The sequence below is a fragment of the Arthrobacter sp. NPDC055585 genome (assembly GCF_053619115.1).
The window spans coordinates 50,095-64,926 of the sequence record NZ_JBSHIT010000011.1 but is presented as its reverse complement, the minus strand read 5'-3'; the positions used below and the strand labels follow the sequence as shown (position 1 = coordinate 64,926).

The window sequence follows — 14,832 nt, the reverse complement described above, 5'->3', positions numbered from 1 at the left end:
TGCGTCGTTCAGCGGGCAACAGGGGTACGGGCCGCTGCTGCTTCCTCCCGCAGCGCGTCCCGGAAAGCAAAGGGCAGGATGCCGCCGTGCCGGATGTACTCGGCTTCCGCCGGAGTGTCTACCCGGACATCGGCTTCAAAGACCGCAGCGGTGCCGTCCGCTCTGAGGGCTGTTACGCGCACGGTGCGGGGCCACCGGCCTCCGGTGAATTCAGCGAAGCCGGACACGCTGTATTCCTCCGTGCCGTCCAGTCCCAGGTTCGACGTGTCTGCACCGGGCTGGAACTGGAGCGGAACAACGCCCATGCCGACCAGGTTCGAGCGGTGGATCCGCTCATAAGACTCGGCGAGCACTGCCTTTACACCCAGCAGGCTGGTGCCTTTGGCAGCATAGTCACGAGCCGACCCGCTCCCGTATTCCCGGCCTGCAAGAATCAGCAGCGGTACGCCGGTGCTGCGGTAGTACTCCGCGGCGTCGAACACTGTCATGTCCTCCCCCGCCGGCTGGGTCCGGGTATATCCACCGTCCCGGCCCCCGGCCAGTTCATTCCTCAGCCGCACATTGGCAAACGTGCCGCGGACCATTACCTCATGGTTGCCGCGCCGTGAGCCGTATGTATTGAAGCTGTGGCGGGCCACGCCCTGCTCCAGCAGATATGTTCCGGCCGGGCTCTCCGGCCGGATCTGTCCCACCGGACTGATGTGGTCCGTGGTGACCGAGTCCCCCAGCTTGAGGAGCACCCGGGCGCCGTAGAGGTCCGTGACCGGTGCGGGGGTAATCCCTGCCCCGTCCAGGAACGGGGAGCTGCGCATGTAGGTGGACTCACCGAATTCGTAGGACGGACCGGACGGGACATCCAGCTCCTGCCACTGCGGGGAACCAGCGAACGCGTGGGCATACGTGTCCCGGAACAGGGCCGGGGTGAGGGCACGGTTCAATTCCTGTTCCACTTCCTGCGGGGAAGGCCACAGGTCCTGAAGGAACACGTCATTGCCTTCCTCGTCCCTGCCCAGCGGGTCCCGGACCAGGTCGGTGTCCATGGTCCCGGCGAGCGCATAGCCGATTACCAGCGGCGGGGAGGCAAGGTAGTTCATCCGGACGTCGGGACTGATGCGGCCCTCAAAGTTCCGGTTCCCTGACAGGACGGAGGTCAGCACCGCGTCCTTCGCGGCGGCGGAGACGGGTTCAGCGAGGGGGCCGGAATTACCCATGCAGGTGGTACATCCGTAGCCCACTACGTGGAAGCCCAGCTTCTCCAGGTCCGGCATCAGCCCGGCCTGTTCGAGGTAACGCGTCACCACCTGGGATCCAGGAGCCAGGGACGTCTTGACCCACGGGGGGACGCTCAGTCCGCGCCGGACGGCGTTGCGGGCCAGCAGGCCCGCTGTCATCATCACGTGCGGGTTGGACGTATTGGTGCAGCTGGTAATGGCAGCGATGGCCAGATCGCCGTGCCGCAGCGGGCGTTCCGGTGCACCCGGTCCGCCGGGCGTCTGTTCGCCAGCGCTGCCCGGAACGGCCGGCAGCTGAACACCGCCGCCACCGGGCAGTCCGGCGGTCTCCCCCTCCTTCGCCAGCAGGAGCGCCAGGTCGCGGCGGAACCGGTCATGGGCGGTATCCAGCGGCATCCGGTCCTGCGGCCGGTACGGGCCGGCGATGGAGGGAACCACTGCGGAGAGGTCCAGGTGCAGGGACTCCTGGTAACGCGCCCGTGTCCGCCCGCCGTCGCTCCACATTCCCTGTGCCCGGGCGTAGGCCTCGATCAGTTCAACCTGCTCTTCGGGCCGGCCCGTGAGCCGGTAATACTCCATGGTTGCTGCGTCCACCGGGAACAACGCGGCAGTGGATCCGAATTCAGGCGACATGTTCGCGATGGTGGCGCGGTCCGCCACCGGAACGCCGGCCATGCCCGGCCCGTGGAACTCCACAATCTTGCCCACCACGCCGTGCCGGCGCAGGAGCTCCGTGATGCTCAGGACCAGGTCCGTAGCTGTGCTCCCTGCCGGCAGGCTCCCGGTGAATTCAACACCCACCACCGGCGGAACGAGCATGGACAGGGGGTGGCCGAGCAGCGCAGAGACCGCTTCGATTCCGCCCACACCCCAGCCAAGGACTCCCAGCCCGTTGACCATCGTTGTATGGCTATCCGTTCCCACACATGAATCCGGGTATGCCAGCCGTTCCCCCTCAGCCTCTGACGTCATCACCCCGCGGGTCAGGTGCTCGATGTTGACCTGGTGAATGATGCCGCGGCCCGGAGGAACCACCCGCAGCCCGTCGAACGCCTCCTGCGCCCACCGCAGGAACCGGAAGCGCTCCTCATTGCGTTCAAATTCGTACCCGGCATTGCGGCTGAACGCGGAGCGGCTCCCCGCGCTGTCCACTATCACTGAATGGTCCACCACCAGCTCTGCCGGGATCACCGGCTTGATCCGGGCCGGGTTCCCTCCGCCGGCAGCGACCGCCGCCCGCAGCGTCACCAGGTCATGGATCACCGGAGCGCCCGCCATGTCCTGCATCAGGACCCTTGCCGGGCGGAACGGAATCTCCTGGTCCTCGGTCCCTTCTCCGGCCGCCGCACGGATAAGTGTGTGCACCGCCTCCGTTCCTGCGCCGTGCCGCAGCACGTTTTCAAGCAGGATCTTCAGGCTCAGCGGAAGCTTCTCCACGCCGTCGACATGGGTTATGTCCACGTAACGCACCGGTCCTGTGGAGATCTCCAGGCGGCCGGTTGCGCCGGCCGCCCCGGTTGGAAGCTCTCCGGCGGGGTCCGGGGTGGAAGATGCAGTCATGGGTGCCGTCTTTCTCTGGTGGCGAAGCAAGGAGTCAGTGCCCGGGAGGCGAACCAGTGGTCAGGGGACCTCACGGGGCGCAGGTCCCACGTAGTCGGGCAGGATTGTTCTGTGCTCCGGTCCCTTGTTGCGCAGCCCGGAGTTCGATTCCTCCCAGGCGTGTGCCAGCGCCCCGATGGAGCGGGAGAGGATAAACAAACCGCGCCCCAGGACCGGGGCAAATCCCAGCTCCGCGTAAATGATGGCGGTGGCGCCGTCGATGTTCATGGGCACCGGACGCTCACGGCCGCGGTTGATCTGCCGTTCGATCTCCAGGGCTGTGTCCAGTACCCGGCCGTCAACGACTCCTTCACTCCGGGCCTGCTCCACGGCGGCGATCAGCGGTGCCCGGCGCGGATCCACCGGGTGGAAACGGTGTCCGAAGCCGGGAACATACCGGTTCTCTGCACGCAGCCGGGCGATCTCAGCTTCCACTGCCTCCGGAAGGGGACGGGGATCTGCAAGGATGGTTTCGAAAATCTCCATGAGTTCCTGGCCTGCCCCTCCGTGCACGTCCCCCAGCACGTTGGTTGCCGAGGCCATGGCGTTGTTGATGCCCACCCCGCAGGTCATGGCCATCCGGGCAATGCCGATGGACGGAGCCTGCGGTCCATGGTCCACCCCGGCGACAAGGGCACGTTCCAGCAGCCGGGCCTGTGCAACGCTGGGCAGCTCTCCCCTGGTCATCAGCCAGGCCATGCCGGCCATACTCACGTCGCCCGAGGAGATGAGCTGTTCCACCGGATATCCCCAGTAGCGAATCACTCCGGGAGAGATGTCCGAAATCGAGGTGCTCCACCACGCTGACCTCTCCATCAGATAACACCTCCGTTGCGCATGGCGGTTATTTCCCCGGCGGTGTAGCCCAGGTCTGCGAGTACCGTGTCGGTGTGCTCGCCCAGCAGCGGCGGGGGTGTGTCCGGGCCTACCGGAGCGCCGTCCACGTGGGTCGGGGCGCCGAGCAGCCGGATATCGCCGTCGGGCCCCACACCCGTGCCGGTGATGCCGGCTGCAGCATCGATCCGCAGGGTGGAAACCAGATTCCGCTCAACGATCTGCGGGGAGCCCAGAACTTCGGCCACGTCCATCACGGGAGCTCCAGGGATCCCGGCAGCAGCGAATTCCTTGTCCCAGTGGGCGCTTGGCCGGGTCCTCAGGACAGTCTCCAGTTCAGCTTTCAGCGCCAGGCGGTTGGACTTCCGGGATTCCCGTTCGGCAAAGCGCGGATCAGCCGCCAGCTCGGGGCGTCCAAGCACCCGGCATAGTTCTTCGAACTGCTCCTGCTTGTTGGCTGCAATGTTGAAGTCGCCGTCGGCGGTTGCAAAGGTGCCCGACGGCGCTGCCGTGCGGTTCTCGTTGCCCATCGGCACCGGGGTGCTGCCGCCCACCAGGTAGTCCGACGCCACCCAGCCCATAGCCGTGAGGGTGGCTTCGAGCATGGACACATCCAGGAACGCTCCTTCGCCGGTGCGTCCGCGCCGGACCAGCGCGGAGGCGATGGCAAACGCGGCGGCGAACCCGCCCACGGTGTCTGCGATCGGAGCTCCGACCCGCAGCGGGGCGGTTCCGCTGTCACCGGTAACGGACATCAGGCCGGACATTCCCTGGATGATCTGGTCATAGGCGGGGCGGTCGCGCAGCGGCCCGCTCTGCCCAAAGCCGGAGATGGCGCAGTAGACAATGCCGGGATTGATCTCTTTCAGCACGTCCCAGCCGAAACCCAGCCGGTCCATCACACCGGGGCGGAAGTTCTCCAGGACCACGTCATGGGACTCCACGAGCTGGCGGAACACGGTCTTGCCCTGCTCGGATTTGAGGTTGAGCGTCAGGGACCGCTTGGAGCTGTTCTGGGCCAGGAAGGAGATGCCCAGATGCCGGGCGCTGAGGTCTGAGGAAGCACCGAGTTTCCGGGCGAGGTCTCCCCCGGTGTGGGCTTCCACTTTCAGGACATCAGCCCCCATGAGCGCCAGCTGATAGCCGGCAAACGGTCCGGACAGCACATTCGTCAAGTCCAGCACCCTGACGCCGTCGAGCAGGTTCGTTCTCATAACAGTCCTTTTCCGGGGCACGTTCAGGCAGTGATCCCAGCTGCCCGGATTCGCCCGGCGGCAAGCTGAACCGCCGTTGGCCCTCCCGTGGCAGGGAACCGTCCTGGTCCGTGCCCAGTCTCCGCGAGCCGCTGATCAGCCCGCCACTAGGACTGTATGCACCCCGCCCCGGAACCCGAACCGCTTCGATCATTCAGCGGAACGGGGCTGCCCTCCCCCGGACCCGTGCCGGGATGTCCGGCTTCGGAGTACTCAGCCGGCACTGACGCTGACGGTGTGCAGCCCTGTGGCGCCGTCCGGAACCACCGGACGCTGCGCTTCATCCTGGACGGTGCCGCTGGCGTCCACCGCCCGCACCGTCAGGGTGTGATCCCCCGGCGGAAGGTCGACGTCGGCGGAGAACTGCCGCCAGGTGTCCGCCGAGATGCCGGCAGCCAGCCGCGCGTCCTGCCACCCGCCGTCGTCGACCCGCACCTGCACCGCGCTGATGCCCGTGTGCTGCGCCCAGGCGACGCCGGCCACCGTGGTTTTGCCGGCGGCGAGGTCCGCGCCCCGGGAAGGAGTGTCGATCCGGGAGGAGAGCTTAACCGGGCCGCGCTCGGACCATCCCCGGTCCGTCCAGTAAGCGGTTTCGTCGGCGAAGCGGGATACCTTCAGCTCGGTGACCCATTTGGTGGCCGAGACGTAACCGTAAAGGCCGGGCACCACGAGGCGGACCGGGAAACCGTGTTCGGGCGGGAGCGGCTCACCGTTCATGGCAACGGCCAGCAGCGAGTCGCGGGCATCCGTCAGCGCTTCGAGCGGGGTGGTGGCGCTCCAGCCGTCCTCACTGGTGGACAGTACGGTGTCCGCGCCGGGCTGCACACCCGCTGCGGCGAGGAGACTGCGCACCGGCCAGCCCAGCCATTTCGCGTTGCCGATGAGGGACCCGCCCACTTCGTTGGAAACACAGGCCAGCGTCACCCAGCTTTCCTGCAGCGGTTTGGCCAGCAGGTCGGCGTAGCTAAGTTCCACCTCCCGGTCCACCATCCCGGTAACCCGCAGGCGCCAGGTATCCGGGTTGATGAGCGGAACCCGCAGCGCGGTATCGATCCGGTAGAAGTCGGGGTTGGGAGTGATCAGGGGTTCTGCCCCGGGGATACCAAGCTCTGCCCCGGCCGGGACGGCAGCTGCCGGCTGAACCGCGGGGGGAAGCTGCAGGTTGGCACGCAGGTCATCCACCGCAACCTGGGAACTCCTGGCGGCGACAGCCAACCCGCCCCCAGCCGCTGCCACCGCAGCTCCCCCGCCGACTGCCCGCAGGACATCCCGCCGGCTGGCTCCGGTTTCGGCTCCGGTTTCGGGTGACTGCCCGTACCGCCGAATCCGGGAAGCCAATCCGCGAAGCACCAGCACGCCGGCCAGGCCTGCGGCAAGCGGCGGAAGCAGGGCCAGCGGACTGAACTGGGCACGGGTGAGGACGGCGGCGGCTCCGAGGACCCCGAAGCCGGCCAGGATAGCCGAACCCCACGGAGGCCGCTTCGCTTCCAGCAGTCCGCAGACTGCACCTACGGCCAGAATGAGCAGGAGCATGCCGGCGAGCAGCGCCAATTTGTCCGATGTGCCAAACACGGCGATGGCCCAGTCTTTGACCGGAGCCGGAACGGCGTCGACAACCACGGAACCTACAGCCGTCACCGGTGAGAGTGCGGGACTGAGTGCAGCCGCCGCCAGTTCCCCGGCGGCTGCCGCGATTCCCGCAGCAACCACACCCGCTGCAGCGGAGAACCAACGGGTTCCTGGCATAGGTGTCATCTCCTTCGCCGCAGCACGGCTCGGCACGCCGGCGAATTCCGGGCGTTTCCTTGATTATGGCAGGGGCGGGCGGTGCTGCTGCCCCCGCCCGCCTGCCCTTCCTAGAGACCCGGTGTGAAACGGCCTACACTCGGGGGATGGGAACTGAGCTGGGCATGCCCTCTTTCACACGGCCGCAGTCTGCTGTGGAGGAAACCGCTGTCCCGGAGGCCCTCGACGGGCTGGTGGACCGCTACGGACGCCGCGCCACTGACATGCGCCTGTCCCTGACGGACAAGTGCAATCTGCGCTGCACCTACTGCATGCCGGCGTCGGGCCTGGACTGGCTGCCCAAGGACAAGGTCCTCACCGCTGCGGAAATCATCCGGCTGGTGGGCATCGGCGTCGGCTCCCTGGGTGTTCGGGAACTGCGGCTGACCGGCGGGGAACCCCTGGTCCGGGCGGATCTGGTGGACATCATTGCCGGGATCCGCGCCAACCACCCTGAGCTGCCGGTCTCGCTGACCACCAACGGACTGGGCCTGGACAAAAAAGCCGCCGCGCTCAAGACCGCCGGGCTGACCCGGATCAACGTTTCCCTGGATTCCCTGCATCCGGGCACCTTTGCGCAGCTCACCCGCAGACCGTTCCTGGACCGTGTCCTCGCCGGCGTGGAAGAAGCAGCCCGTGTGGGCCTGGGCCTGATCAAGATCAACGCCGTCCTGATGCGCGGCATCAACGACGCCGAAGCGCCCCGGCTCCTGGCCTGGGCCGTGGAGCACGGTTTTGAACTGCGGTTCATCGAGCAGATGCCGCTGGACGCCGACCACGGCTGGACCCGCGACGGGATGATCACAGCCGCGGAGATCCGCGCCCGGCTGGAGGAGGAGTTCGTCCTGACCCCGGATCCGCGCAACCGCGACGGCGCACCGGCCGAACGCTGGGAGGTGCGGCACCGGACCTCTCCCCGGGAGGTGGCCGGCGTCGTCGGCATTATTGCCTCCGTCACCGAGCCCTTCTGCGCCGACTGCCGGCGCACCCGCATCACAGCTGAGGGCAAGGTGCGCAGCTGCCTCTTCTCACACGAAGAAACTGACCTGTTGGAACTGCTGCGCAGCACCGGGGACGACGCCGCCGTCGCCCGCCGATGGCAGGAAGCGATGTGGGGCAAACCAAAGGCCCACGGCATGGACCATGCCGGCCTGGGCGCACCGGACTACGTGCAGCCCGAACGAACCATGAGTGCGATAGGTGGCTAAGTGCTGATCCGCTATTTTGGCGCTGCGAAGGCAGCGGCAGGCATCGAAGAAGAAACCCTGGACGCAGGAAACCTGCAGCTCGCTGAGCTCCTGGAGAAACTGTCGGCGCTGCACCCGGATGCTCCGGAGGGAACCCCCGTCCTGCAGACCGTGATCGGCCGCAGTACGTTCCTGGTGAACGAGGTGGCGGTCCGGGACCACTCCCGCCTGCTGGAGCCCGCGGACACGGTGGACATCCTGCCCCCGTTTGCCGGAGGCTAGCGGCCAACCCTTCCCGGCAGCGCTCACGCGCCGGCGTCTTTCCTCGGGTTTTCCCGTTCGGCAGACAGGCCGGCCCCCGGGATACGTTGCCGTTCGGATGCCCTCGGCGTTAAGTGGATAGGTGAAGCATCCTCCAGCGCATCCCGGGACGAAGGAGAGCGCGGATGGCAGTCAACGAGGCGCAGCCTGCTTCGAACACCGCGAAGATCTCCCTGCTGACGCTCACCATGGTGGTTGTCGGATCCATGGTTGGGGCAGGTGTGTTTTCCCTGCCGCGCCGGTTTGCACAGGAAACGGGCGTCGCCGGCGCCCTGGTCGCGTGGATTATCGCCGGTGCCGGAATGCTCATGATGGCCTTCGTCTTCCAGCGCCTGGCCGTACGCAAACCCGCCCTGGACGCCGGAGTCTATGCCTACGCCAAAGCCGGTTTCGGTGAATACACCGGATTCTTCTCGGCGGCGGGTTACTGGGCAAGCGCCTGCGTTGGGAACGTGACCTACTGGGTACTCATCACATCCACCCTGGGACAGTGGATACCCGCGCTGGGAGCCGGAGATACCATTACGGCAATTGTGTGCAGCTCTGCAGGGCTGTGGCTGTTTTTCCTCCTCGTCAGGCGCGGGACCAGGGAAGCTACGTCGATCAACCGGATTGTCACGGTGGCAAAAGTCATCCCCATCATCGTCTTTGTCCTGCTCGCCCTGTTTGTCTTTGACCCCGCCGCCTTCCAGGCCAACTTCGGCGGCGCGGATTACGCAGGTTCGCTGTTCGAGCAGGTGCGCGGGACCGTGCTGGTCACGGTCTTCGTGTTCCTCGGCGTCGAAGGGGCAAGTGTCTACTCACGGCACGCGAAGCGCAGGGAAGATGTGGGACGGGCCACGGTGCTGGGGTTCCTGAGCGTGCTGGCCATCTTTGCCTCCGTCACCATTGTTTCCTACGGTGTGATGCCGATGGACCAGATCGCTGAGCTCCGCCAGCCGTCCATGGCAGGGGTTCTGGAGCAGGCGGTCGGCCCCTGGGGCAGCGTCTTCGTGTCGGTCGGCCTGATCATTTCGGTGCTGGGCGCCTATCTGGCATGGACGCTGATGGCCGCAGAAGTGCTTTTCGTCGCTGCCAAAGACAGGGACATGCCCCGTTTCCTGTCGCGGCAGTCCACCCGTGACGTTCCGGTGAACGCCCTGCTGCTGAGCACCCTGCTGTCACAGGTGGTGCTGGTCCTCACGTACTTCTCCGAGAATGCGTTCGATTTCGCCCTGGACATGACCGCCGTGATGACCCTCATTCCCTTCCTGCTGGCAGCCCTCTATGCGCTGAAGCTGCGGCTCACGCGGGAGACCTATTCCGGCTCATCCGGTTCCACGCTGCGGGCTGACCTGATCATTGCAGTACTGGCCTCGGTCTACGCCGCTTTCCTGGTGTATGCCGCGGGGGCAGGACTGCTCCTGATCTCCTTCCTGTTCTACGCACCCGTCACCATCCTGTTTGCCATGACCCGCCGCGAGCAGCAAAGGCGAGTGTTCAGCCGCCGCGAGCTGATCCTCTTCGCAGCCGTACTGCTCCTGGCAGCCGCAGCCGCAGCGGGCCTGGCAACCGGCTGGATCTCCGTCTAGCCGCCGGCCGGACCGGGCAGGACCCGCAAACCCTGCTGAAAGGAATCCGATGAATGCTTCACCAGCACAGGACTACGGCGTCCATTCCGAGGTGGGACAGCTGCGCAAGGTGCTTGTGTGCCGCCCCGGCCTGGCACACGAGAGGCTGACTCCAACGAACTCTGCCGAACTGCTCTTTGACGACGTGCTGTGGGTCGAGGCAGCCCAGCGGGACCACCTCGACTTCGTCAACAAGCTCTCCAACCGCGGGGTTGAAGTCATCGAGCTCCATGATCTGCTTGCGCAGACTCTCGCTCTTCCGGAGGCAAGGAGCTGGGTGCTGGACCGCGTGGTGGTCCCTAACCGTGTAGGGCTGGGGCTGGTGGAAGGTACGCGGGCGTACCTTGAGACGCTCCCGCCTGCGGAACTGACGCGGTTCCTCATCGGAGGGTTCTCCACCGCCGATCTTCCGGAGGACTACCGCACGGATTATGTGTCGCTGGCGCATGCTTCGCCCGACACCCGGGAGTACCTGCTGCCGCCCCTGCCGAACACCCTGTACACCCGTGACACCACCTGCTGGATCTACGGCGGTCTGACACTGAACCCGCTGTACTGGCCGGCACGGAAGGAAGAGACGCTCCTGATGAAAGCGATCTATTCCTTCCATCCGGATTACAGTGCGTCCACAATCTGGTGGGGGGATCCGGAACAGCAGTGGGAACAGGCTTCCCTGGAAGGAGGCGACGTGATGCCCGTGGGCAACGGCGTCGTCCTCATTGGAATGAGCGAACGCACTTCCCGCCAGGCCATCACCCAGCTGGCCCGGAAACTGTTCGACGCCGGAGCGGCGGACACTGTGGTTGTTGCCGGGATGCCAAAGCTGCGGGCCGCGATGCATCTGGACACAGTTTTTACGTTCGCTGATGTTGATCTGGTGACCGTGCATCCCCGGATCGTGGACGGCATACATCCGTATGTGCTGCACCCCAGCGATCGGCAGCCCGGAATCGAGGTGACTGCCGAGACCGGTGTGCCCTTCACAGACGTCGTGGCTCGGGAAATGGAGCTGCCGAGGCTCAGGATCGTCGAAACTGCAGGCGACGCCTATGCCTCCGAACGGCAGCAGTGGGACTCGGGGAACAACGCGGTGGCGCTTCAGCCGGGAGTTGTCTTCACCTATGACCGCAATACGCTGACCAACGCTGCCCTGCGCAGGGCCGGGGTGGAGGTCATCACCATCGCCGGCGCCGAGCTTGGCCGCGGCCGCGGCGGCGGCCACTGCATGACCTGCCCGATCGCCCGGGATCCGGTCAGCTGACCCGTCCCTCCCCTAGAACAAACGAAAGGCCAGTTACGGCTTGTTTCAGGGCTGAAACGAGCCGTAACTGGCCTTTCGATGAGGGGAAGCCGGCTAGAAGCCGAGGTCCGCCGGAGAGTTGAAGGGACCCACCACGGTGATGGTCCGCGGAGCGGCCGCAAGTTCCGCCGCAAGCTCCTGGACCTGTTCGGCCGTGACGGCACGGATCCGTGCCAGGGATTCTTCAATGTCCACGTATTCGCCGCGGACCAGTTCGGCGCTGCCCAGGCGGGACATCCGCGAACCGGTGTCCTCCATGCCCAGCACCAGTCCCCCGGAAATCTGCCCCAGTGCACGGGCCAGTTCCCCAGGTTCCAGCCCGTCGGACGCCAGCCGCTCAAGCTCAGACTGCAGCAGGTCGATGACCTGCCGGGTCTTGGCCGGAGAGCAGCCCGCATACATGCCGAAGTATCCGGCGTCGGTGTAGGACGCCGCGAAGGAGTAGGTCGAGTAGACCAGTCCCCGCTTCTCGCGGATCTCCTGGAACAACCGGGAGGACATGCCCCCGCCGAGGACGGCGTTCAGCACGCTCATGGCGAACCGGCGGCTGTCCGTGGCGGTCAGCGACGGGCAGCCCAGCACAATGTTGGCCTGCTCCACCGGACGGTTGATGACCTGCACGCCGCCGGTGCCGGTGATCTTCGCCGGGGTGGTGTCCCGGCGGGGCGCAGGTTCGGCAGCTTCGTCGAGTTCCCAGCCGGCACGCTTGAGCGCGTCCAGGACCAGGGAAACAACAATCTCGTGTTCCAGCCCGCCGGCAGCGGTAACCACCAGGGTTTCCGGACGGTAGTGGCGCCGGTAATGCTCCAGCACGGCTTCGCGCGGTACGGACTTGATCGCTTCGGGAGTGCCGCCGATCGGGCGGCCCAGCGGATGGTCCCCCAGCACGGCTTCGGCGAACTTCTCGTGGCACAGGTCCGCGGGGTCATCGGCGTCCATCGCGATTTCCTCGAGGATGACGTCGCGTTCCTGCTCCAGTTCCTCGGCATCCAGCACGGCTGAGGTCACCATGTCCGCGATGACGTCAATAGCCATCGGCAGGTCAGTGTCCAGCACCCGGGCGTAGTAGCAGGTGGTTTCCTTCGCCGTCGCGGCGTTGGACTCCCCTCCCACTTCGTCGAACGCTGAGGCGATGTCCATGGCGCTGCGCCGGGACGTGCCCTTGAACAGCAGGTGTTCCAAGAAGTGCGTGGAGCCGTGGCGGCCTTCGGCCTCGTCACGGCTGCCCACTCCAACCCAGAAACCAATCGTGGCGCTGCGCTGGCCGGGCATTGACTCGGTGAGTACACGCACGCCGCCGGGAAGGACGGAACGGCGGACGACGGCGCCGGCCGGGTCTCCGATTTCCAGCACCGGTTCGCCCGCATGGGATGTCAGGGGAAATGGGACAACCGTCCCGGTGCGGGAAAATCCCGCGCCGGAACGGCTGTCTGCAGTGTTTTCAGGCATCTACTCTGCTGTCTCAGCAGCCGCTTCGGCCTCGGCGTCGTCTTCAGCAACAACCGGCGAGAGCGACAGCTTGCCGCGGTCGTCAATCTTGGTGATTTCAACCTGGATCTTCTGGCCGACGGAAACAACGTCATCAACGTTGTCCACGCGCTTGCCGCCCGAGAGCTTGCGCAGCTCGGAGATGTGCAGCAGGCCGTCCTTGCCCGGGGTCAGGGAGATGAAGGCACCGAAGGTGGTGGTCTTCACAACGGTGCCCAGGTAACGCTCGCCCAGTTCCGGAACCATCGGGTTGGCAATCGCGTTGATTGCGGCCCGGGCAGCCTCGGCGGACGTGCCGTCCGTGGCGCCGATCAGGACCGTGCCGTCATCTTCGATGGAGATGTCAGCGCCGGTGTCTTCCTGGATCTGGTTGATCATCTTGCCCTTCGGGCCAATGACCTCGCCGATCTTGTCCACGGGGATCTTCACCGAGATGATCCGCGGAGCGAACTCGGAGAGCTCATCCGGGGTATCGATCGCGGCGTCCATGACACCGAGGATGTGCAGGCGTGCTTCGCGGGCCTGCTTCAGGGCTGCGGCCAGGACCGAGGCGGGGATGCCGTCGAGCTTGGTGTCCAGCTGGATCGCGGTGACGAACTCGGAAGTACCGGCCACCTTGAAGTCCATGTCACCGAAGGCATCTTCGGCGCCGAGGATGTCCGTCAGGGCAGCGTAGCGGGTCTCGCCGTCAACCTGGTCGGAAACCAGGCCCATGGCGATGCCGGCAACCGGAGCCTTCAGCGGCACACCGGCGTTGAGCATGGACAGCGTCGAGGCGCAGACCGAACCCATGGAGGTGGAGCCGTTGGAGGACAGTGCCTCGGAGACCTGGCGGATGGCGTACGGGAATTCTTCACGCGAGGGCAGCACCGGCATGAGCGCACGCTCGGCCAGGGCGCCGTGGCCGATTTCGCGGCGCTTGGGCGAGCCCACGCGGCCGGTTTCACCGGTGGAGTACGGCGGGAAGTTGTAGTTGTGCATGTAGCGCTTGCGCGTTACCGGCGACAGCGAGTCGATCTGCTGTTCCATCTTCAGCATGTTCAGCGTGGTGACGCCCAGGATCTGGGTTTCGCCGCGCTCGAAGATGGCGGAGCCGTGCACGCGGGGCAGAACCTCAACCTCGGCGGTGAGCTGGCGGATGTCCGTCAGGCCGCGGCCGTCGATGCGGATCTGGTCCTTGAGGATGCGCTGGCGCACAACCTGCTTGGTCACGGAGCGGAAGGCTGCGGAAACTTCGTTCTCGCGGCCTTCGAAGCGCTCGGCCAGTTCAGCCTTGACTTCGTCCTTGAGGGCGTCGGAAGCGGCGTCGCGTTCCTGCTTGTCAGCGATGGTGAAGACCTCTGCCAGCTTGGCGGCGGCAGCGGCTTCAACGGCTTCGAAGACGTCATCCTGGTAATCCAGGAAGAGCGGGAACTCAACGGTCGGCTTGGCAGCGCGTGCAGCCAGGTCCGACTGCGCGTCGCAGAGAGCCTTGATGAACGGCTTGGCGGCCTCGAGGCCTTCAGCAACAACCTCTTCAGTCGGGGCGGTGGCGCCCTCTTCCTTGATGAGGTTCCAGGCGTTGTCGGTAGCTTCGGCTTCGACCATCATGATGGCGACGTCGTCACCGGCAATGCGGCCGGCAACCACCATGGAGAAGACTGCGCGCTCCAGTTCGGAGTGCTTCGGGAAGGCAACCCACTGGCCTTCGACGAGGGCAACGCGGACGCCGCCGATCGGGCCGGAGAAGGGCAGGCCGGAGAGCTGCGTGGACATGGAGGATGCGTTGATGGCAACCACGTCGTAGAGCACGTCCGGGTTGATCGCCATAACGGTGACAACAACCTGGACCTCGTTGCGCAGGCCCTTGACGAATGCCGGGCGCAGCGGACGGTCCATCAGGCGGCAGGCCAGGATGGCTTCGGTGGACGGACGGCCTTCACGGCGGAAGAACGAGCCCGGAATGCGGCCGGCAGCGTACATACGCTCCTCGACGTCCACGGTCAGCGGGAAGAAGTCGAAGCCTTCACGCGGGGACTTGCCGGCGGACGTGGCCGAGAGCAGTGCGGTGTCTTCGTCGATGTAGACCATCGCGGAGCCTGCGGCCTGGGCGGCCAGACGGCCGGTTTCAAAGCGGATAACGCGCTTGCCGAAGCGGCCGTTGTCAATTACTGCTTCTGAGTACTGGATTTCGGGACCCTCCATAGAGAGTCACCTCCGTTTCTGTTAATTCGGAGGCACCCA

General features: G+C 65.9%; 10 protein-coding genes. 4 read left to right on the top strand and 6 right to left on the bottom strand.

All coding sequences use genetic code 11. The features are described from left to right. Positions 1-8: 8 nt before the first annotated feature. From acnA to ACWGQ2_RS16570, 4 genes are all read right to left on the bottom strand, one after another. Positions 9-2,792: an aconitate hydratase AcnA gene (acnA, locus tag ACWGQ2_RS16585; protein WP_452019220.1), complete on the bottom strand. Its 2,784-nt coding sequence runs from the start codon at positions 2,790-2,792 to the stop codon at positions 9-11. A 60-nt stretch (positions 2,793-2,852) separates the two neighbouring features. Then, positions 2,853-3,647 (bottom strand): citryl-CoA lyase, encoded by a 795-nt coding sequence (locus tag ACWGQ2_RS16580; RefSeq protein WP_452019219.1) that lies wholly within the window; start codon positions 3,645-3,647, stop codon positions 2,853-2,855. Beyond that, positions 3,647-4,879 (bottom strand): CaiB/BaiF CoA transferase family protein, encoded by a 1,233-nt coding sequence (locus ACWGQ2_RS16575; RefSeq protein WP_452019218.1) that lies wholly within the window; start codon positions 4,877-4,879, stop codon positions 3,647-3,649. Before ACWGQ2_RS16575 ends, ACWGQ2_RS16580 begins: the two co-directional genes overlap by 1 nt. Positions 4,880-5,131: 252 nt before the next feature. Next, positions 5,132-6,664, bottom strand: coding sequence for a molybdopterin-dependent oxidoreductase (locus tag ACWGQ2_RS16570; RefSeq protein WP_452019216.1), 1,533 nt, complete (start codon positions 6,662-6,664; stop codon positions 5,132-5,134). A gap of 146 nt (positions 6,665-6,810) precedes the next feature. Between ACWGQ2_RS16570 and moaA the strand changes: the two genes are divergently transcribed. The 4 genes from moaA to ACWGQ2_RS16550 all read left to right on the top strand — a co-directional run bounded on the left by moaA (position 6,811) and on the right by ACWGQ2_RS16550 (position 11,082). Further along, a complete protein-coding gene (gene moaA / locus ACWGQ2_RS16565) occupies positions 6,811-7,911 on the top strand; it encodes a GTP 3',8-cyclase MoaA (protein WP_452019214.1) in 1,101 nt (366 codons plus the stop codon). Next, on the top strand, positions 7,912-8,172 hold the full coding sequence (locus ACWGQ2_RS16560) for a MoaD/ThiS family protein (protein WP_452019212.1): 261 nt from the start codon (positions 7,912-7,914) through the stop codon (positions 8,170-8,172). It begins immediately after the preceding gene. Between the two features lie 164 nt (positions 8,173-8,336). Next, the gene (locus ACWGQ2_RS16555) at positions 8,337-9,782 is read left to right on the top strand and encodes a basic amino acid/polyamine antiporter (RefSeq protein WP_452019210.1); all 1,446 of its coding nucleotides are present in this window, start codon (positions 8,337-8,339) and stop codon (positions 9,780-9,782) included. A gap of 49 nt (positions 9,783-9,831) precedes the next feature. Beyond that, on the top strand, positions 9,832-11,082 hold the full coding sequence (locus ACWGQ2_RS16550) for an arginine deiminase (RefSeq protein WP_452019208.1): 1,251 nt from the start codon (positions 9,832-9,834) through the stop codon (positions 11,080-11,082). Between the two features lie 93 nt (positions 11,083-11,175). On the opposite strand, the gene ACWGQ2_RS16545 is transcribed toward ACWGQ2_RS16550, so the two are convergent. Both ACWGQ2_RS16545 and ACWGQ2_RS16540 read right to left on the bottom strand, forming a co-directional pair. Next, positions 11,176-12,570 carry a M16 family metallopeptidase gene (locus ACWGQ2_RS16545; protein ID WP_452019206.1) on the bottom strand — a complete coding sequence of 465 codons (1,395 nt, stop codon included), beginning with the start codon at positions 12,568-12,570 and terminating at the stop codon, positions 11,176-11,178. Next, positions 12,571-14,793, bottom strand: a complete 2,223-nt coding sequence (locus ACWGQ2_RS16540; RefSeq protein ID WP_452019204.1) for a polyribonucleotide nucleotidyltransferase — start codon at positions 14,791-14,793, stop codon at positions 12,571-12,573. Between the last annotated feature and the right edge of the window lie 39 nt (positions 14,794-14,832).

Excerpts from the sequence above, each read along its gene's own strand:
- ACWGQ2_RS16545 (WP_452019206.1), bottom strand. The coding sequence starts at position 12,570 with ATGCCTGAAAACACTGCAGACAGCCGTTCCGGCGCGGGATTTTCCCGC.
- ACWGQ2_RS16580 (WP_452019219.1), bottom strand. The coding sequence starts at position 3,647 with ATGGAGAGGTCAGCGTGGTGGAGCACCTCGATTTCGGACATCTCTCCC.
- moaA (WP_452019214.1), top strand. The coding sequence starts at position 6,811 with ATGGGAACTGAGCTGGGCATGCCCTCTTTCACACGGCCGCAGTCTGCT.
- ACWGQ2_RS16555 (WP_452019210.1), top strand. The coding sequence starts at position 8,337 with ATGGCAGTCAACGAGGCGCAGCCTGCTTCGAACACCGCGAAGATCTCC.
- acnA (WP_452019220.1), bottom strand. The coding sequence starts at position 2,792 with ATGACTGCATCTTCCACCCCGGACCCCGCCGGAGAGCTTCCAACCGGG.
- ACWGQ2_RS16550 (WP_452019208.1), top strand. The coding sequence starts at position 9,832 with ATGAATGCTTCACCAGCACAGGACTACGGCGTCCATTCCGAGGTGGGA.
- ACWGQ2_RS16575 (WP_452019218.1), bottom strand. The coding sequence starts at position 4,879 with ATGAGAACGAACCTGCTCGACGGCGTCAGGGTGCTGGACTTGACGAAT.
- ACWGQ2_RS16540 (WP_452019204.1), bottom strand. The coding sequence starts at position 14,793 with ATGGAGGGTCCCGAAATCCAGTACTCAGAAGCAGTAATTGACAACGGC.
- ACWGQ2_RS16570 (WP_452019216.1), bottom strand. The coding sequence starts at position 6,664 with ATGCCAGGAACCCGTTGGTTCTCCGCTGCAGCGGGTGTGGTTGCTGCG.